Origin of the sequence: Bradyrhizobium sp. NAS96.2 (genome assembly GCF_001908235.1) — a bacterium.
GTDB lineage: Bacteria > Pseudomonadota > Alphaproteobacteria > Rhizobiales > Xanthobacteraceae > Bradyrhizobium.
In genome coordinates this window covers 1-19,080 of the sequence record NZ_LGHK01000122.1, presented here as the reverse complement: position 1 = coordinate 19,080, position 19,080 = coordinate 1, and the positions used below count along the sequence as shown (strand labels likewise).

Genomic DNA, 19,080 nt, shown 5'->3' with positions numbered 1-19,080 from the left:
GTCACGCAAAAATTTTCCCGGGCGCGTCGTCTGGACGCAGTGCACCTCACGTCTCTAGAGGACGACGCATCGCCTTCGCTCAAGGCGAGAGTTGCTTGGGGACGACGTCATGACATCAAGATCACAAAATAATCGTCGCATCGCTTTGCTTGCCAAGCTGTCGCTGCTCACGACGAGCTATCTTGCCCTCAGCATTCCCTTCGCAATGTCACCTACGCAGGCGCAGTCGTCCCCGGCGCAAGGCGGCGCATCGTCACTGCCGCCGGTGACCGTCACCGCGCCGGCCGCGCAGCACCGCCGCAGTGTGCCGTCGACATCGCGGAACACGACCGCGGCGCGCGGCCGCCGCACCCAGACGGCGCGGCGGATCGAGCCTGCGGCCGCGCCGAAGCCTTTCACGGAATCGCAGGATGCCCGCACCGGCACGTCAGGCTATTTCGCCAACAGCACATCGGTTGCGACCAGGACCAACACAGCCATCGTCAACATCCCGCAATCCCTAAGCGTCGTGACGCGGGAGCAGATCCGCGACCAGAACTACCAGGGCGTCACCGACGTCACCCGCTACATTCCCGGCGTCGCCGTGCATCAGGGCGAGGGCAATCGCGACGAGCTGGTGATCCGCGGCGTCGATTCCAGCGCCAACTTCTTCGTCAACGGCTTTCGCGATGACGTGCAGTATTTCCGCGACATGTACAACGCCCAAAGCATCGAGGTGCTGAAGGGGCCGAGTGCCTTGACCTTCGGCCGCGGCGCCGGTGGCGGCCTGCTCAACCGCACGCTCAAGGAGGCCGACGGCAACCGCGTCTACGAGGCGACAGCGCAGACCGGGTCATGGGGCGATCGCCGCGTCACGCTCGATGCCGGGCAGGCGATCAACGAGAACGTCGCAGCAAGGCTCAACGTGTTCTACGAGGGCGCCGACGCCTTCCGCGACTTCAACCATCTGGAGCGCTACGGCATCAATCCGACGGTGACGCTGAAGCCCGACGACAACACCAAGATCAAATTGAGCTACGAGTACTTCCACGACGAACGCACCGCCGATCGCGGCAATCCCTCGCAGGGATTGCCGGGCGGCGCGACCCGCTTCAACCCGACGACGCCGTTTGCGCCGAACGGGGACTTCTCGACCTTCTTCGGCAGTCCGAGCCTGAACACCGCGCAGGCGACGGTGCAGACCGGCATGGCCATCATCGAGCACGATTTCGAGAACGGGCTGACGGTGCGCAACGGCACCATCGCCGCCGACTACCAGAAATTCTACCAGAACGTCTATCCGACCGGCGGCGCGCTTGCCGGCGCGGTCAATCCGGCGGACACCGCGGTCAATCTCGGCGCCTATCAGCACACGACCAACCGCGACAACGTCTTCAACCAGACCGATTTCACCTACAAGACCTGGACCGGTCCGCTGTTCCACACCGTCGGTTTCGGCACCGAGTTCGGCCGTCAGAGCGGCGTCGACATCCGCAACACCGGCGTGTTCCCTGATGGCACCAACATCGTGCAGAACCCGTTCGCGCCGACTTATTTCGGCGCGGTGACGTTCCTTCACCACTTCACCGGCACCAACACCGACGGTGTCACCACGCCCGACTCGAACAGCCGCTACGCGCTGAACATCCAGTCCGGCTATGTCAGGGACACCATCGAGATCTCCCGCGCCGTGCAGATCATCGCCGGCGCGCGGTTCGACCGCTTCGACATGTCGGCGACCGACATGAACACCAACATCAATCGCGGCCGCGTCGACAACCTGGTGTCGCCGCAGGGCGCCCTGATCATCAAGCCGATCGAGCAGATGTCGGTCTATACCGCCTACAGCATCTCCTACCTGCCGGCGTCGGGAGACCAGTTCAGCTCGCTGACCGACGGCACGCTGATCCTGCAGCCGCAGCGCTTCGAGAATGTCGAGCTCGGCATGAAGTGGAACATCAATCCGAAGCTGTTGTTCTCGACCGCCGTCTACAATCTGAACCGCACCAACCAGCCGATCCCCGACGGCAATAATCCCGGCTTCTTCTTTCCCTCCGGCAGCACCCAGACCCGCGGCATCGAGGCGAGCCTGACCGGCCATGTCACCGAGCAGTGGCAGTCGTCGCTGGCCTATGCCTACACCGACGCGAAGATCACCGGCGCCACCTCGGCGACCGTCGTGCCCGGCAGCCGCGTCCAGCTGGTGCCCTACAATCAGTTTGCCTGGTGGAACAAGTATCAATTCACGCCGATGTGGTCGGCCGCGCTCGGCGTGATCTATTTTGGCGATTCCTTTGCCTCGTCCGACGACACCGTGCGGCTGCCGAGCTTCGTCCGCTTCGATGCGGCGGTCTATGCCAAGATCGACGAGACCTGGAGCGCCCAGCTCAATGTCGAGAACATCTTCGACAAGGGCTATTGGGCCTCCGCCGACGGCAACAACAACATCTCGCCGGGGCAGGGCCGCACGGTAAAGCTGATGGCGCGGGCGAGGTTTTGAGTCTCAGTCGTGGGGGGCGGTTACTGCTTTTCCGTCATTGCGAGGAGCGAAGCGACGAAGCAATCCACGCTTCCGCTGCGGGACTATGGATTGCTTCGCGGAGCCTGTCATCGGGCGCGCGTTCGCGCGACCCGTTGGCTCGCAATGGGGGAGAGCGGAGGCCTACCCCAGCCGCATGTCCAGCAGCCGCCGGCCTTCGCCCTTCAGCAGCTTCTTCACCGCGCTGGAGGCGATCACCTCGCCATTGTTGGCATAGGCCTCGTGGTTCTTCTCGATGTCGTCGAGGCGGTAGAGATAGTTGACCATGACGCCGGCGGATTCACGCAGGCCCTTGGGAGAGAGGTCGCCGAGCCAGTTGATCCGCTCCAGCCGCGCGCCGTTGCCGAGATGGAAGCGGGCGACCGAATCGATCAGCCGTCCCTTCGGCGTGCGCGCCTTCAGGAAGTAGTAGGCGGCGAGCGGTTCCAGCACGGCGCGTAGCTGCGTGGCGAGCTCGGCGTTCTCGGTCCAGTCGGGCTTGCCGAGGCTCTCCAGCAGCTGGCGGTCTTCGTCGGTCAGCGGCACGTCGTCGGCCTGCTTGACCCACTGCATGAAGCCCGGCACCGGCGACAGCGTCACGAAGTTGTCGAGCTTCGGCAATTCGCGGCGCAGTTCCTCGACCACCTGCTTGATCAGGAAGCTGCCGAAGGAGATGCCGCCGAGGCCGCGCTGGGTGTTGGAGATCGAATAGAACACCGCGGTGCGCGCCTTCTCGACCGGCACCGGCTCGCGCTCTTCCGCCAGCAGCGGCGCAATCGCGCCCGGGATCGCTTCGGTCAGCGCAACCTCGACGAAGATCAAGGGCTCGTCGGCCAGGGCCGGGTGGAAGAATGCGTAGCAGCGGCGATCGATCGGATCGATGCGGCGGCGCAGGTCATCCCAGTCGCGGATCTCATGCACCGCCTCATAGCGGATGATCTTCTCCAGAATATTGGCCGGCGACGACCAGTCTATCCTGCGCAGCACGAGGAATCCCCTGTTGAACCAGGACGAGAGCAGGTGCACCACGTCGCGATCGAGCGCGGCGAGGTCCTTGTTGCCCTTCATCAATGAAAGCAGATCCGAGCGGATCGACACCAGCTCGCCAGTGCCGCCCGGCGCGCGATTGAGCCGGCGGATCAATTCCTGGCGGCGCGGCTCGGAGGCGAAATGCAGGTCGCTGGCGTCGTCGCCATTGGCGTTGGCGCGCCAGCTCTCGATCGCCTGGGCCAGCTTGGCGTGATCGGGACCGAAATCGCGGGCCAGCGTCTGGAAGAACGACAGGCGGCCGGCGGCGTCGAGGTGGTGGTAGCGGTCGAGCACTTCGCGCGCCATTGCGGTGCCGGAGGCTTCGCCCCGGCCGGACAGCAGCGCCTCGCACAATTCCAGCAGCTCGGACGCATCCTGCTTGTCGTTGGCCGGGCTGGCGCGGCCGAGCAGGACGCGGCCGCGTTCGGAGATCGTGGAGAGCAGGTCTGAGAAGAAAGCGTTGGCCATTTACGGGTCGTATCCAGCGGGTCGTATCCAGTGAAGCCGGACCTTACACGGGATTTAAGGTCGGCAGGAATGCAATCAAGCGCATGGATCGTACGGAAATATGTCGCAGCGCGACAGGCGGCATAATTCGTCATCGCTGCGCCCGGTGACAAAGCCCGTTCACGTTTTCTCCGCGAATGAGGTCGGTGTCTTGCCGGTAACCTGGCGGAACGCGTGGGAAAATGCCGGCACGCTGGCATAGCCGAGGTCGGAGGCGACCTGCTTGACTGAGACGTTGGCGCCGGTCGACAGGCGCTCGATCGCGGCCGCGATGCGGGCGCGCTGGCACCAGCTCTTGAAGGAGAGCTGCGTCTCCACCGCGAACAGCCGCGACAGCGTCCGCGCCGAGGTGCCGACCGTGCGCGCCAGCGCGTCGATCTCGTGGTCCCGGGTTGGATCGGCCAGCACGATGTCGGCGGCGCGGCGGCAGCGCGGCTCCTGCGGCAGCGGGATGAAGGTCGCGGAATCCTCGGCCTGGTGCAGCTCCAGCATCACCAGCCTGATCAGCAGCTCGGTGCGCTCGCGTCCGCAGGACGCGTCGAACAGCGCGAGGATCGCCTGGTGCACCAGCGGCGACACCCGCACCACGAATTCATGGCCGAGGCTGTCGCTGCGCTTCTCGCGCGCGAGCCAGGCCTGGTCGAAATACAGCGTGCGCATCTCGATGTCGGCAAGCACGTCGATCGCGTGCGGGAGCAGGGCAGGGACCCACACCGCGCGGTCCGGCGGCACCAGCCAGCGGCCCTTCGGCGTCGTCACCTGCATGGTGCCGCTGGCGGCATAGACCAGCTGCGCCTCGCGGTGCATGTGCGGGTCGAGCCGGACACCCTTCTGGTAGCTGCGCGCGACCATGTGCACGCCGTCGCCGGTGACACGCCGGTCCTTGTGGAGGGCTCTTATTGGCGGCTCAGCGATAGTCATTGGCGACATCCCGTCAGGACAAGCACCTATAACCTATTTCGAGCCAATTGAAGAATCGCGTGAGAGACGTGTCCATGAATGGTCCAAAGAACAGTCCAAGCAACAGTCCGAGCCGGGTGATCAGCTTCGTCAACGCCGGCCATTTCATCGACCATTACGCGATGCTGATCTTCGCCGCCGCCGTCATCATCATGGGCCCGGCGCTCGGCATGGCCTACTCGGAACTCTTGCCCTATGCGACCCCGGGCTTCATCGCCTTCGGCGCCGGCTCGCTGATCACCGGCTGGCTCGGCGATCGCTGGAGCCGCCGCCACATGATGGTGATATTCTTCGTCGGCATCGGGGCCTCGATGATCTCGGTCGGCTTCGTGCAGACGCCGCTGCAACTCGGAGCCGCGCTGCTTTCGATCGGCATCTTCGCCTCGATCTATCATCCGGTCGGCACCGCGATGATCGTGTCCTATGCCGAGAAGCTCGGCGCCCAGATGGGGATCAACGGCGTCTGGGGCAATCTCGGGGTCGCCTCGTCGGCGCTGGTCACCGGCGTGATCGGCCAGTATCTCGGCTGGCGCTGGGCCTTCATCGTGCCAGGCACCGTCACCGTGCTGATCGGCATCGCGTTTGCAATGACGGTGGTGCATGAGGACCGCAAGGGCTCCAAACAGGCCGCAGCACAGGTGCGTGTCGCCAAGGAAGACATGTGGCGGGTGGTGCTGTCGCTTTTGATCGTGGTGATCGCGATCTCGACCACGTTCAACGCGGTGACCGTGGCGCTGCCGAAGTTGTTCGCCGAACGGCTCGCCGATCTGACCAAGAGCCCGGCGCTGCTCGGCGTGATCGCGGCCGGGGTCTATGTGTTCGGCGCCATGACGCAGTACACGATCGGCAAGCTGCTCGACAAATATTCGCTGAAGACGGTGGCGCTGCCGCTGTCGTTCCTGCTGGCGCCGTTCCTCTATCTGGCGGCGAGCTTGTCCAACCTGCCGCTGATCGTGGTCTCGATCGGCATCGTGATGGGTGCGTTCGGCCAGGTCACGGTGAACGATGCCATGGTCGGCAAGTACACGACCGAGGAATGGCGCTCGCGCGCCTATGCGGTGCGCTATTTCGTCGGCTTCACCGCGGCGGGCGCTTCCGTCGGCCTGGTGGCCTGGCTGTACGACCAGGGCGGCTTCTCGATGATGCTGCGAGCGTTCGCTGCGCTGTGCCTTTTGGCAATCGCGGCCGCGATCATCCTGCCGCGCGAGATCCGCACCCCCGCCACGCAGGCGGGGTGACGCAGGGCGTTTTTGCGCCGTTTGCCGTCGAGACGATGCGCTTCCGCCGGGACGGCGGCGGCGCGGCAATCCGTGACCGGGTCACGCTTCACGAACTTTGTTCCGACCCGCAGGTGTGGTAGGTTTGGCTGTGCGTCGGGCACGAAGGCGCCGGTTGCGCCGCGAGCACGAATGTGTGGAGCAGCCGGAGCGCCATGGGAGAGATTCGCGACTTCAAGTCAGGCCGGCCACAGCCTCCCCGCGATGCCGTGCCGCGGCGGCTCGCCGCGATCGTTGTCGGCGACATCGCCGGCTACAGCAGGCTGATGCAGCTCGATGAAGAGGGCACGCATGCCCGCGTCAAGCGGACCGAACGCGATCTCATCGAGCCCACCATCGCCGAGCACCACGGCAAGCTGATCAAGACCACCGGCGACGGCTTTATCGCGATGTTCGACAGTCCGGTCGAGGCGGTCCGGTGCAGCATCGTGATTCAGCAGAACATGATCGGCCGCAACGCTGCGATCGCGCGGGATCACTGGATCGAGTACCGGATCGGCGTCAACCTCGGCGACATCATCATCGAGTCCGATGACATCTATGGCGACGGCGTCAATGTGGCCTCGCGCCTGGAGGGGATTGCGGCGCCGGGTGACGTCTTCATCTCCGGCGGCATCTACGAGCAGATCAAGCACAAGATGGTCTGCGGCTACGAATCGCTCGGCGACAAGAAGGTGAAGAACATCACCGATCCGATCCGGGTCTACCGCGTGCTGCCGGACGCCGCCGCCTACCAAAGGACACGCCGGCGCCGCGAGTCGATCCTGCTGACGCTGCTTGGGCTGACGATCGCGATCATCGCCGGTGGCGTGCTGTGGTACCTGCTCGCGCAACCGCGCGGCAAACAGGCTGAATTGGCGCAAGCGCCGCCGTCGCCGGCGGCATCGCCTGCCGTCCAGCCGCCGGTACCGGCGCCAAGCCAGAGTTCAAGTCCGGTTCCGGCGGCACCGATACAGCAGGCGTCGCCGCAACCCGCGCCTTCCGCGAGCCCCGCTGCGGAGTTGCCCGAGCCCGAAATGGTCTCGCTCAAGGGCGGCAGCTTCTCGATGGGAAGCAATGACGACCCGTCGGAGCGGCCGATCCGCAGGGTGACGGTCAGGCCGTTCGCCATGGGCAAATACCCGGTCACCGTGCGGGAGTGGAATGCGTGCGCAGCGGCCAAGGCGTGTAGCTTCACGGCCAGCGGCAAGGACGACGTTCCGGTTACCAATGTGAGCTGGAGCGATGCGAAGCAATATGTCACCTGGCTCGCCGAGCGTAGCAAGAAGCCCTACCGGCTTCCGAGCGAAGCCGAATGGGAGTACGCGGCGCGTGGCGGATCGCAATCGAAATACTGGTGGGGCGATCAGATGCAGCCGGGCCATGCCGGCTGTAAGGACTGCGGCGGCGACAGTACAGCCGAACAACCGGTGAAGGTCGGCAGCTTCAAGCCAAATCCGTTTGGTCTCTACGATATGGGTGGCGGCGTCGATCAGTGGGTCGAGGATTGCTGGCACAGGAATTATCAGGGTGCGCCGGACGACGGCGCAGTCTGGACCGGAGGCGACTGCGGCTCCCATGTCATTCGCTCCGGCTCCTGGAAGAATGACGCGCGCTATGTCCGTCCGGCCAGCCGCGACAATTACGACACCAATGTTCGCTACCCGACCCACGGCTTCCGGGTTGCGCTGTCTCCTTAAGCGATCATCTGCAATCGCCGGGTTTCATGGAGGGGCTATGAGAAGTGCATCCTTGATCATAATCGCTGCGGCACTGGCGTTGCTCGCTGGTCCGGCCAGCGCGCAAAACAAGCCGGCAGGGAAAGACACCAAGCTGTATTTCATCTGGCCGCACAACGGCGCGACGCTCAAGGGATCGTTCGTGTGCCGCTTCGGGCTGCGCAACATGGGCGTCACGCATGCCGGCGACGACTTTCCGAACAGCGGCCACCACCATCTTCTGGTCGACGTCGACGAGCCGTTGAATCCGAACGAGCCGATTCCGTCGGACAAGTCTCATCTGCACTTCGGAGCGGGCCAGACGGAGACGCAGCTCGATCTGGCGCCCGGCAAGCATAGCTTGCAGCTGGTGCTGGGTGACGCCAAGCACTATCCATTCAACCCGCCGGTCGTCTCCGAAAAAATCACCATCCGCGTCAAATAGGCCGATACGGATGGCTCCCTTGCGCGAAGCACGGCTTGCGCAAGGCGGCCTCGTGCGGTTTGTTGCGCGCCACCGGGCGCAAGAGCCGGCGTGGAGGACGTCCGATGTTGTCTCGACTGCTGCGTCTGGCTGGCCTCGTTGTGGGAGTGATTGTGATGGCCGCATCCGCCAATGCAGACGCCTTGAAGGATCAGATCGCGCCGACCGGAAAGCTCCGGGTCGCGATCGCGATCAGCCCGGCGGGTGGCGCGTTCTGGTCGACCAGGACCGAGAACGGCTATGCCGGCGTTCCCGTCGATCTCGGCCGCGAAATGGCGGCGCAACTCGGCGTTCCCGTCGACTATGTCGTACACCAGAATTCCGGCCAGATCACCGATGCCGCGGCCAAGAACACCTGGGACATCACCTTCCTGCCGAGGGATCCTGAGCGCGAGACCAAGATGACGTTCGGGCCGATCTACGAGGTCGCCGACGCGACCTATATCGTCAGGCCGGGCTCGACGATCGCGAATTTCGCCGCGCTGGATCAGGACAGCGTCAAGGTCGCTGCCGTCAACGCCACCACGACGATGCGCGGCGCGATCGCGCATCTCAAGCACGCCAAGGTGACCGGCTATCAGACCTATGACGAGATATTCAATCTCCTGAAGGGCGGCGAGATCGACGCGTTCGCATTGTCGCGCGATCAGCTCAATGCGATGGCCAAAAAGATTCCGGGCAGCCGCGTGCTGGACGAGACCTTCAAGCAGACCGTCACCGCGGTCGCGGTCCCGCTCGACCATCCGCTGGCCGCGGCGTTCGCCACCAAGTTCATGACCGATGCGATCGCCAACGGTACGCTGCGCAAGGCTTACGACAATAATGGCCTGAAGGGCTCGCCGGTCAGCACCGAGGTGAAGTAGCGCGCGTATCGACCCGTCATCCTGAGGCGCGAGCTCTTGCGAGCCTCGAAGGATCGACGGCCACCAGCCGGGCCGTGCATCCTTCGAGACGCGCTACGCGCTCCTCCAGCGACAAAGGCGAAGCCTTTGCGCGGGGATGATGCGGATGGAATGGGCGCGCCCGGTCTGGGCGACAACTGGGCATGCTGCATAATTCTGCGCCATCGCGTCGGGCAACTCCTGTGCCGTCTGTCTAACCTATTGTATTGACATGATTTTAAAGCCGTCCGCCACCGTCTCCGGTTGGCATATGCATTGCTTTTGCTTGCACCAGTCAATGACGACTGCCGTCCTCCGGATTGCCGAAGCCAGTGCTGGCCGAGGTGAGGGGATCAAGGCGCCTGGCCCGGGCGCCGCGAGCAATCGTTGCATCCCCATCTTCCCCGGACGGACGAGCATTTCTACCAACCCGCGTCGCTTCCGGCAGGCAACCGGCGCGGCCGAATTGCGCAAGGGGAATTTACGAATGGCCTATCTCGCACCGTCCGAATTCGTCACCAAGATGGTGGACGCCGGTGAATCCAAGATATTCATGTCGACCCGCGACACCGTGATCCGCGCCTACATGGCCGGCGCGATCCTCGCACTGGCAGCCTGGTTCGCGGTCACGATCAACGTCAACACGGGGCAGCCGCTCGTCGGCGCATTGCTGTTTCCGGTCGGCTTCGTAATGCTCTATTTGCTGGGCTTCGATCTCTTGACCGGCGTGTTCGTGCTGTCGCCGCTGGCGCTGCTCGACAAGCGTCCCGGCGTCACGCTCGGCGGCGTGCTGCGCAATTGGGGCCTCGTCTTCATCGGCAATTTCGCCGGCGCGCTCACGGTGGCGTTCATGATGGCGTTCGTGACGACCTTCGGCTTCACGCAGGAGCCCGACAAGGTCGGCATGACCATCGGAAACGTCGGTGAGGCGCGAACGCTGGGCTACGCGGCGCATGGCGCAGCGGGCATGGCCACGCTGTTCATCCGCGGCATGCTCTGCAACTGGATGGTCTCGACCGGTGTCGTCGGCGCCATGATCTCGACGACGGTGCCCGGCAAGGTCATCGCGATGTGGATGCCGATCCTGGTGTTCTTCTACATGGTGTTCGAGCATTCGGTGGTGAACATGTTCCTGTTCCCGTCGGGACTGATGCTCCATGCCAAATTCTCGATCATGGACTACCTGATCTGGAACGAGATCCCGACCGTGCTCGGCAACCTTGCCGGCGGTCTCGCCTTCACCGGGCTGACACTCTACACCACGCATGTGAAGACGGCGCCGAAGCGCCAGCGCCTGGCGGCTTGATCCTGGCCGGCAGATGGGGCTCTCCTGTCACGGAGAGCCCCATTCGCATTGGGACGGACGATGCCGCGCGCGCTGAAAATATCGGTCGGGCAATTCTCGGATCAGGGCCGCAAGGACACCAATCAGGATTTCCACGGCGTGCTGATCCCGGGTGAACCGCTGCTCGGCCTGAAGGGCATCGCCGTGGTGCTCGCCGACGGCATCTCCTCAAGCAGCGTCGGCCGCATCGCCGCGGAGTCCGCGGTCAAGAGCTTCCTGACCGACTATTACTGCACCTCGGAATCCTGGTCGGTGAAGACCTCGGCGCAACGCGTGCTCGAGGCCACCAATTCCTGGCTGCACGCGCAGACACGGCGCAGCCAGAACCCCTACGACAAGGACAAGGGCTACGTCTGCACGCTGAGCGCCATGGTGATCCGGTCGACCACCGGGCATCTGTTTCATGTCGGCGACAGCAGGATCTACCGCGTCGCGGGCAACAGCCTCGAGCAACTGACCAACGACCACCGCGTCGTGCTGTCCTCGCAGCAGAGCTATCTCGGCCGCGCGCTCGGCGTGAACCCGCAGCTCGAGATCGACTACCAGAATCTCCGGCTGGAGCGCGGCGACACCTTCCTGCTGGTGACCGACGGTATCTACGAGCATGTCCCGGCGCGGCAGCTGGCGAAGACGATCAGGGACGGTGCTGCCGACCTCGACGCGACAGCGAAATCGATCGTCGAGCAGGCCTTTGAAAACGGCAGCCCGGACAATCTCACCGCGCAGATCGTCCGGATCGACGAATTGCCTGACGGCGATGCCAGCGAGGTGTTCGGCCGGCCCGCCGAGCTGCCATTGCCGCCTTTGCTCGATGCACGGATGCTGTTCGACGGCTATCGCATCGTGCGCGAGCTGCATGCATCGCACCGCAGCCACATCTATCTTGCGGTCGATGAGGAGACCGGCACTACCGTCACGATCAAGATCCCCTCGATCGACCTGCGCGACGATGGCGCCTATCTGAAGCGTTTCATGATGGAGGAGTGGGTCGCCAAGCGGATCGACAGCCCGCATGTGCTGAAGCCGTGGCTGCCGCAACGCAAGCGCAACTTCCTCTATGTCGCGATGGAGTATATCGACGGCCAGACCCTGACACAGTGGATGATCGACAATCCTGCGCCGTCGCTCGAGACGGTGCGCGACATCACCGAGCAAATTGCAAAAGGACTGCGCGCCTTTCATCGCAAGGAGATGCTGCACCAGGACGTCAGGCCCGACAACATCATGATCGACGCTACCGGAACGGTGAAGATCATCGATTTCGGCTCGACGCGGATCTCGGGCGTTGCCGAGGCGGCGCCGGCGGGCGTCGACGACATTCTGGGCACCCAGCAATACACCGCGCCCGAGTATTTCCTCGGCGAGGGCGGCGCCGCGCGCTCCGACCTGTTCTCGCTCGGCGTTGTCACCTATCAGATGCTGACGGGCCGCTTGCCCTACGGTGCGCAGATCGCGCGGGCCCGCACCCGCGCCGATTTCAACCGGCTGGTCTATCGTCCGGCCGCGCATGGCGGGCGCGCGATTCCGAGCTGGGTCGACGGCACGCTGGAGCGCGCCGTGCAGGTCAATCCGCTCAAGCGCTATGACAGCTTTTCCGAGTTTCTGTTCGACTTGCGCAATCCCAACGCAAAGTACCTGACGACGTCATCGACCCCGCTGATCGAGCGCAACCCGGTGCTGTTCTGGAAGTCGACCACGCTACTGCTCGCGCTCGCCGTGGTGCTGCTGCTGGCGTACGGCGCGCATCACTGGCGGTAGTATCCATTGACCTATCCCCGTCACCCTGAGGAGCGCGCACTCGCGCGCGTCTCGAAGGGTCGACGGCCACCAGCCGGGCCGTGCATCCTTCGAGGCTCGCTCTGCTCGCACCTCAAGATGACGGGGGATAGGCCAACGTGCGCAGCCAGGACCAACCTAATGCGTCGCGCCAGCCGCAATCGGATCGAGGCCGCTCTTGACCAGCGCCTCGCGCGCATCTGATGAGGCGAGGAAGCTGATCAGCGCTTTGCCGGCGTTGGGCTCTTTTGAAGCCGACGCGATGCCGGCAGAGAACACCGTGATCTTCTGCAACGGCTCCGGCAGGGGGCCGACGATGTCGATGCCGGCGACCGGCTTCAGCTCCGAGATCTGCTGCAGGCCGATCTCGGCCTCGCCCTTGGCGACGATCTCGCCGACCGGGGTCGCCGGGATCATCCGCGCCTTGTCCTTCATCTGGTCGGCGATGCCGAGCTTGCCGAACATCTCGGTCGAGACATAGACGCCGCTGGCGCTGTCGGAATAGGCGACCGATTTCGCCGCCAGCAACGCCTGCTTGACGGTGTCGGCCGAGCTGATGTCCGGCCTCTGTGCGCCTGATTTGACCGCGATGCCGATCGGCGATTTCACGAGGTCGACGCGGCTGTCGGGCACGACCTTGCCCTGCTTGATCAGGTCGCCGAGCGCATAGCCGACCATGATCAGCACGTCGGCGGGTTCACCTCGCGCGAGCCGCACCGGAATGGCGTTGGTGGTCGTGCCCATCGACGGCCCAAAGGCGGTCACCACCTTGTGCCCGGTCTTGCGCTCGAACTCCGGCACCAGCGCCTTGTAGGCCGCGGTCAGCCCGCCCGAGATCATGACATGGACCTCTGCGGCGGATGCGACTGACGTGAAGGCGAGGGCGCCGATGACGGCGAGCGTAAGGGCACGGAAGGCGGTCGCGGCGCGCATGGAGTTTCTCCCTGGACGATTCTTGGAAAGCGGGGGTCGTCGTGGTCGGGGAGACTATAGCTCGGGAAGAGGTGTGACTAGTCGCCACTCGTCATTGCGAGGAGCGAAGCGACGAAGCAATCCATGGCTCCGCGTATGCGGGGCGATGGATTGCTTCGCTTCGCTCGCAATGACGGGGAGGGAGCGTCGTCGCGCCCTCACGCATTCACATGCACGAAATCACGCAGCAGCGGGTAGATCTCGTTGTTCCAGCGCTTGCCCGAAAACACGCCGTAATGGCCGACTCCGGCCTGCATGTGGTGCACCTTGCGATAGGTGCGCACGCCGGTGCAGAGGTCCTGGGCGGCGAGCGTCTGGCCGATCGAGCAGATGTCGTCCTTCTCGCCTTCCACCGTCATCAGGCCCATGCGCCGGATCGCCGCCGGGTTCACCGGGCGCCCGCGATGCATCAGCAGGCCCTGCGGCAACAGATGCTCCTGGAATACGTCGCGCACGGTCTCGATATAGAATTCCGCCGGCAGATCCATCACGGCGAAATACTCGTCGTAGAAAGTCTTGATCACCTCGGCCTTGTCGGTCTCGCCCTTGGCGAGATGGTCGGCGAGGTCGATATGCTGCTTGATGTGGCGCTCCAGGTTCATCGAGACGAACGCGGTGAGCTGCACGAAGCCGGGATAGACCTGACGCAACGCGCCCTTGCACTGCATCGGCACGTAGTTGATCAGATTGTCCTCGAACCACTTGATCGGCTTGCTCTTGGCGAATTCGTTCACCTTGGTCGGCTGGATCCGCGTGTCGATCGGCCCGGCCATCAGGGTCAGCGACGCCGGCCGCGCCGGGTGATTGTCCTCGGACATGATTGCGGCGGCCGCCAGCGCCGACACCGAGGGCTGGCAGATCGCCACCATATGCGCGCGCGGGCCGAGCTGGCCTAAGAAGTCGATCAGATGGTCGGTGTAGTCCTCGAGCCCGAAGCGGCCCTCGATGCGCGGGATGTCGCGCGGATTGTGCCAATCGGTGATGTAGACGTCGTGGTCCTGCAGCAGCGTCTTCACGGTGCCGCGCAGCAGCGTGGCGAAATGGCCGGACATCGGCGCCACCAGCAGCAGCCGCGGCTGCTCCGGACCGTCCACCTTCCTGAAATGCAGCAGCGAGCCGAACGGCGTCGCGTAGGCGACCTCCTCGGTCACCTGCAATTCCCTGTTGCCGACGGTCACGCTGCCGATGGCGTAGTCGGGGCGGGCGTAGGTCAGGGTGGAGCGCGAGATCAGCTCGAGCGCGGCGGCGAGCCGGCCGAACGTCCGGTCGGAGGTGCCGCGCGGCACCAGATTGAGATAGCGCAACGCCGCCGCGGCGCCGGTCCGCCACGGCGCCGTGAGGTCCATTTGGTTCTGATAGGCCTGGTACAGCATTGACATCATACGCATCCACCCGGTGGCCCGGTCTGCCAAGCAATATCGAGGCCAGAGGCGGGCCGGCTGCCCGGCAAATTGGCACGTCGCTTGCTGCGAAAATGACCGGCTCCCGGGGGCGCGGCGGTTGGACCCGTGCGCAGGGTCCGGGAGCTTAGGACGCGTTCAGGCGTGAGGGACCGATATGGCGAAGGCGACACTCACCATCAGCAGCAAGAACTATTCGTCCTGGTCGCTGCGCGGCTGGCTGCTGGCGAAATTCGCCGGGCTGGAGTTCGAGGAGGTGGTTACCGCGCCCGATGACCCTTCGGCGCGGGCCGAGCTGCTGCTGCTGTCGTCGTCGATCCTGGTGCCCTGCCTGCGCCATGAGGGCGCGACCGTCTGGGATACGCTGGCGATCGGCGAATATCTCAACGAGATCATGCCGGATGCCGGGCTGTTGCCGGACGACCGGATCCAGCGGGCGCATTGCCGCTCGATCTCGGGCGAAATCCATTCCGGCTTCACCACGCTGCGGTCGTCGCTGCCGGTCAATCTCAAGGGGCACTTTCCCGGCTTCAAGATCTGGTCGCGCGCGCAGGCCGATATCGACCGGGTCTGCACCATCTGGGCCGATTGCCTCGGCAAATCAGGCGGTCCCTTCCTGTTCGGCGAGCGCCGCACCATGGCGGACGCGATGTACGCGCCCGTCGTGACCCGCTTCATGACCTATGACGTGAAGCTCGATCCGGTTCTCGCAGGCTATGCCAGGACCATCATGGCGATGCCCGAAATGCAGGAGTGGATCGAGGCCGCCAAGGCGGAGCCTGCCGACGTCGAGGAGCTCGAGGTCGAATATTAGGCAAGCCGCGCACCCGGCTTGCCTGCGCCGGCGGCTCAAGTTCCAGGCAAGACTTGCTCAATCGACGCGCCGTCGGCGTCGGGCATCGGGCGCCGCGCGGCGATCGAGCGCAGCGCGCGCCGAACGCAAATATGCGCCTCGCGCCAAATGCTTCCGCTGTAATGGCCGAGCATGGCGAGGCCGATCGCCGCAGCGTGGCCGAGCTGGCAAGGATTTCGCATAGCAATATGCGAGCTGTGACCGCGACGATGCGACGCTGCCGAAAATTTGGACGCTGAGCCCCGCCGCGATCTCGCAAACACGAGAACCGTGGAGGCTTGAAATGAACCAGCACGCCGTCGTCAGCAAATTCTCCCACGTCAAACCCGGTGACACCGAGTTCAAGGGCGGAGGTCTGCGCGACTTCTTCCTGTATCGCGATCTTGGCATTGCCGATGCCACCGGCGGGCAGGTGATCTGCCATCTGGTCAAGGCCAATCCCGACCTGCCGCCGGAGCAGGGCACCGGCTGGCACAAGCATCTGTGCGACTTCCAGATCGTCATCATGACCAAGGGCTGGGCGCGCTTCATGTACGAAGACAAGGAGACGCTGGTCGAGGCCGGCGACGTCGTCCACCAGCGGCCCGGCATCACGCACTACCTGTTCGATTACTCGAAGGACATGGAATACCTCGAGATCGTCAGCCCCGCCGATTTCAAGACCGTGGATGTGCCGCCGGCGACCGAGACCGTGCCGCCGATCACGCCGTGGAAATGATCGCCAAGCAGGATCAGAGAGGGATCGCAAATGTCGTCTGCGGAGGAATTAACTTTTGTTGTCGGCCGCTGGCTGCGGCCGATCGTCATGCTTCTGTATGTGGTGCGCCGGCTCGGGCTGCTGACCACATCTAGCCGTGAACATCGGAGTACGCTGCTCAATCAGTGATTCGGACGCGGTTCGTTCCATCCGCGTTCCAAATCTTAAAGCGCGATGCACGCGCGTCGCGTTTTGAAACAACATGCATGGTCCCGGAAGGACCATGCATAAGGACGGCGCCTGATCGGCTCAGGCCATGCCCGGTTGCTTCTCGCGCGGCTTGCGCCAGGCGATGACGTTGGCTTCCAGTGCGCCACCTGTCGTGTCATTGCGCCACTGGCCGTCGACGAAGCGGCAGGCGAACGGCAGCTGATACGTTCCGCTGTGATCCTCACAAAGCACTTCCACGCGTTGTTCCGGCGAGGGTTCGCCATTGCCGTCGAATTGCGCCAGCCGTTTTTCGCGCGTTGCCATGCGATCTGTCTCCACTGCCCAAGGTCGAGCCAAAAGGGGTCGAACCAAACAAAGTTCCGAAGGCCCCCGTCCCCACGAGTAGTCCCCGTAATGGGTGCAGCACACCGCTCGAATACGGTTTCAGTGTGGTATGTCTGCCGAGCTTTCAGCGTCGCGCGCACAAAACTGTGAATGACGCATGTGATTGGGGATGCCGATGATCGCTCGTTTCGCTCTTGTCCTGCTCATGCCGCTTGCGCTCGGCCTCGTCGGAACCGCGCATGCGCAGGACGTTCCCGGCATCGAGATCTGCACCGTCGAGAAGACGATGGAGCGGCGCACCAGCTGTCTGCAGAGCAACGTCGATTTCCTGCAGAAGACGATCACCAAGCTCACGACTGATCATCAGCAGAAGCTCGACGCCGCCAACCGGCAGATCGACAGTTTGAAGAGTTCGCTCGCCGGTTTGCAGAAGCTCGTCGCCGATTTGCAGGCAGCGCAGCTCAAGCTGACCGAAGACACGAAGAAGAAAGCCGACGCGCCGCCGGCGAAGGATGCGGCGCCTGCCGCGAAGGACGGGACGAAGTAGGGATCGTCATTGCGAGCGCAGCGAAGCAATCCATTGCGCCGCATATGCGGATCGATGGATTGCTTCGTCGCTTCGCTCCTCGCAATGACGGTGGAGAGAGTCGGGCTCTTCAAGCCACTCGATACTTCTCCATCACGTCGCGATCCGGCTCGTAGCCGAGCCCGGGGCCCTGCGGCACGGCGACGTGGCCGTTGGCGTCGACGTCGATGCGGTCGCCCCACAGGCAGGCGGGGCGCTTCATGAAGAACACCTCGATCAGCCCGGCGTCGCGGATCGCCATCAGATGCAGGGTGGCGAGGAAGCCCGGCCCGAAATAGGGCGAGTGCGGAATCACCTGGACGCCGAACTCGTCGGCGAGCACGGCGACGCGCAGGAATTCGGTGACGCCGCCGACCTTGATCACCGACGGCTGCGCATGACTGACCGCGCCGGCGGTCATCATCTGGCGGAATTGATGCACGGTGCAGGCGTTCTCGCCGGCGGCGATATCGAGCCGGCCTTCCCTGCGTACTTCCGCAAGCGTCGCAAAATCCTCCGGCGGCCAGACCGGCTCCTCCAGGAACATCGGTGCGGCCTGCTTGCAGTCGCGGGCGAATTGAATCGCCGCCGGCCCGTCCAGCGGGCAGTTCATGTCGACCATCAGCGGCACGGTGGGGCCGATTGCCTCGCGCGCGGCTGATATCGCGGGCACGGTGGTCTCGTGCAGCTTGATCGCGGAATAGCCAAGCTTGATCGCCTTCTTGCATTCGGCGGCGATGTGGCTGGGATTGCCGATCCGCATCAGGCTCGCATAGGCCGGGATCGTGTTGCGTTTCGCGCCGCCGATCAGTTGATGCAGCGGCACGCCCTTCACCTTGCCGGCGAGATCCCACAGCGCGATGTCGAGCGCCGAGATCGCAAACATCGTGATGCCGTAGCGGCCGAACAGATGCAAATTGCGCTGGATCTGCTCCATCGCGGCGGGAATCTGGGCGGCGTCGGGTACTTCGAGGCCGCGGGCCTGCGGCGCGATCATCTCGGCCACCGCCGCGCAGCTCGTCTTCGGGCAGACATAGGCGAAGGCATCGCCCCAGCCGGTCAGGCCGGCATCGGTTGACACCTCGACCAGCACCATGTCGAGCGCCGAGATCGCGGATGCGCCCTGGCGGAAGCTCGCAGGGCCAGCGTCATAGGGAATGCGGATGTGATGGGCGCGGACGTCGGTGATTTTCATTGTTGTTGTCCTTCCGATCGCAGGAGGGGCCGCGAGCGCGTGATTGCCGGACACTCTAGCCCAACTACGGCGAGCTTGCGCGCGGCTTCGCTTAGGTTCGCGTGGGTTCCGGCTGTTGCAAGTCTGCTTGTGAGGAGTCTTGCTTGCAAGAATCTTGCGCGTGACAAGAATCTTGCGCGTGAATCGTGTCGAAGGCGTGGATGCCCGGCGCAGGGCCGGGCATCATGAAGCCCAAAGTTGTGGAGGAAATCCCTAAAGCGCGATGAGATTGGGGTGAATCATCATCGCGCTTTAGCTCATTGTTTGAGCATGATCTTTCCGGAAAACCGCTTCGCACTTTTCCGGATCATGCTCTAGCTGCTCTTCTCGCCGCTCATGACGGGGCCGAAC

At 64.1% G+C, this 19,080-nt stretch carries 16 protein-coding genes; 10 read left to right on the top strand and 6 right to left on the bottom strand.

Annotated features, from left to right (window positions below):
• Positions 1-109: 109 nt before the first annotated feature.
• The gene (locus AC628_RS25210; RefSeq protein ID WP_074129492.1) at positions 110-2,479 is read left to right on the top strand and encodes a TonB-dependent receptor; all 2,370 of its coding nucleotides are present in this window, start codon (positions 110-112) and stop codon (positions 2,477-2,479) included.
• 162 nt (positions 2,480-2,641) lie between these two features.
• Here AC628_RS25210 and AC628_RS25205 read toward each other — a convergent pair whose 3' ends face one another.
• A complete protein-coding gene (locus tag AC628_RS25205; protein WP_074129491.1) occupies positions 2,642-3,994 on the bottom strand; it encodes a malonyl-CoA decarboxylase in 1,353 nt (450 codons plus the stop codon).
• A 159-nt stretch (positions 3,995-4,153) separates the two neighbouring features.
• Positions 4,154-4,954: an AraC family transcriptional regulator gene (locus tag AC628_RS25200; RefSeq protein ID WP_074129508.1), complete on the bottom strand. Its 801-nt coding sequence runs from the start codon at positions 4,952-4,954 to the stop codon at positions 4,154-4,156.
• Positions 4,955-5,028: 74 nt separating this feature from the next.
• Here AC628_RS25200 and AC628_RS25195 point away from each other — a divergent pair, with 74 nt between their 5' ends.
• From AC628_RS25195 to AC628_RS25170, 6 genes are all read left to right on the top strand, one after another.
• Positions 5,029-6,231 carry an MFS transporter gene (locus AC628_RS25195; RefSeq protein ID WP_074129490.1) on the top strand — a complete coding sequence of 401 codons (1,203 nt, stop codon included), beginning with the start codon at positions 5,029-5,031 and terminating at the stop codon, positions 6,229-6,231.
• 194 nt (positions 6,232-6,425) lie between these two features.
• Positions 6,426-7,949, top strand: a complete 1,524-nt coding sequence (locus AC628_RS25190; protein ID WP_074129489.1) for an SUMF1/EgtB/PvdO family nonheme iron enzyme — start codon at positions 6,426-6,428, stop codon at positions 7,947-7,949.
• 37 nt (positions 7,950-7,986) lie between these two features.
• Positions 7,987-8,412, top strand: coding sequence for a DUF4399 domain-containing protein (locus AC628_RS25185; protein ID WP_074129488.1), 426 nt, complete (start codon positions 7,987-7,989; stop codon positions 8,410-8,412).
• A gap of 155 nt (positions 8,413-8,567) precedes the next feature.
• A complete protein-coding gene (locus AC628_RS25180; protein WP_074129487.1) occupies positions 8,568-9,314 on the top strand; it encodes a transporter substrate-binding domain-containing protein in 747 nt (248 codons plus the stop codon).
• A gap of 505 nt (positions 9,315-9,819) precedes the next feature.
• Complete coding sequence (locus tag AC628_RS25175) at positions 9,820-10,638, top strand: formate/nitrite transporter family protein (RefSeq protein WP_050403146.1); 819 nt, start codon at positions 9,820-9,822, stop codon at positions 10,636-10,638.
• A gap of 60 nt (positions 10,639-10,698) precedes the next feature.
• Positions 10,699-12,435: a bifunctional protein-serine/threonine kinase/phosphatase gene (locus tag AC628_RS25170; RefSeq protein ID WP_074129486.1), complete on the top strand. Its 1,737-nt coding sequence runs from the start codon at positions 10,699-10,701 to the stop codon at positions 12,433-12,435.
• Positions 12,436-12,591: 156 nt separating this feature from the next.
• Here AC628_RS25170 and AC628_RS25165 read toward each other — a convergent pair whose 3' ends face one another.
• Together AC628_RS25165 and AC628_RS25160 are read right to left on the bottom strand one after the other, a co-directional pair.
• The gene (locus AC628_RS25165; RefSeq protein ID WP_074129485.1) at positions 12,592-13,386 is read right to left on the bottom strand and encodes a substrate-binding domain-containing protein; all 795 of its coding nucleotides are present in this window, start codon (positions 13,384-13,386) and stop codon (positions 12,592-12,594) included.
• Between the two features lie 197 nt (positions 13,387-13,583).
• Positions 13,584-14,807: a polyhydroxyalkanoate depolymerase gene (locus AC628_RS25160; protein WP_143201786.1), complete on the bottom strand. Its 1,224-nt coding sequence runs from the start codon at positions 14,805-14,807 to the stop codon at positions 13,584-13,586.
• A gap of 175 nt (positions 14,808-14,982) precedes the next feature.
• Between AC628_RS25160 and AC628_RS25155 the strand changes: the two genes are divergently transcribed.
• Together AC628_RS25155 and AC628_RS25145 are read left to right on the top strand one after the other, a co-directional pair.
• Complete coding sequence (locus tag AC628_RS25155) at positions 14,983-15,639, top strand: glutathione S-transferase (RefSeq protein ID WP_074129484.1); 657 nt, start codon at positions 14,983-14,985, stop codon at positions 15,637-15,639.
• Positions 15,640-15,961: 322 nt separating this feature from the next.
• Positions 15,962-16,396: a cupin domain-containing protein gene (locus AC628_RS25145; RefSeq protein WP_074129482.1), complete on the top strand. Its 435-nt coding sequence runs from the start codon at positions 15,962-15,964 to the stop codon at positions 16,394-16,396.
• Between the two features lie 288 nt (positions 16,397-16,684).
• Here AC628_RS25145 and AC628_RS25140 read toward each other — a convergent pair whose 3' ends face one another.
• Entirely contained in the window at positions 16,685-16,909 is a 225-nt protein-coding gene (locus AC628_RS25140) for a hypothetical protein (RefSeq protein ID WP_050629985.1), read from the bottom strand.
• Positions 16,910-17,105: 196 nt separating this feature from the next.
• Between AC628_RS25140 and AC628_RS25135 the strand changes: the two genes are divergently transcribed.
• Positions 17,106-17,477 carry a hypothetical protein gene (locus AC628_RS25135; protein WP_074129506.1) on the top strand — a complete coding sequence of 124 codons (372 nt, stop codon included), beginning with the start codon at positions 17,106-17,108 and terminating at the stop codon, positions 17,475-17,477.
• A 109-nt stretch (positions 17,478-17,586) separates the two neighbouring features.
• Here AC628_RS25135 and AC628_RS25130 read toward each other — a convergent pair whose 3' ends face one another.
• Positions 17,587-18,690 (bottom strand): mandelate racemase/muconate lactonizing enzyme family protein, encoded by a 1,104-nt coding sequence (locus tag AC628_RS25130; protein WP_074129481.1) that lies wholly within the window; start codon positions 18,688-18,690, stop codon positions 17,587-17,589.
• Between the last annotated feature and the right edge of the window lie 390 nt (positions 18,691-19,080).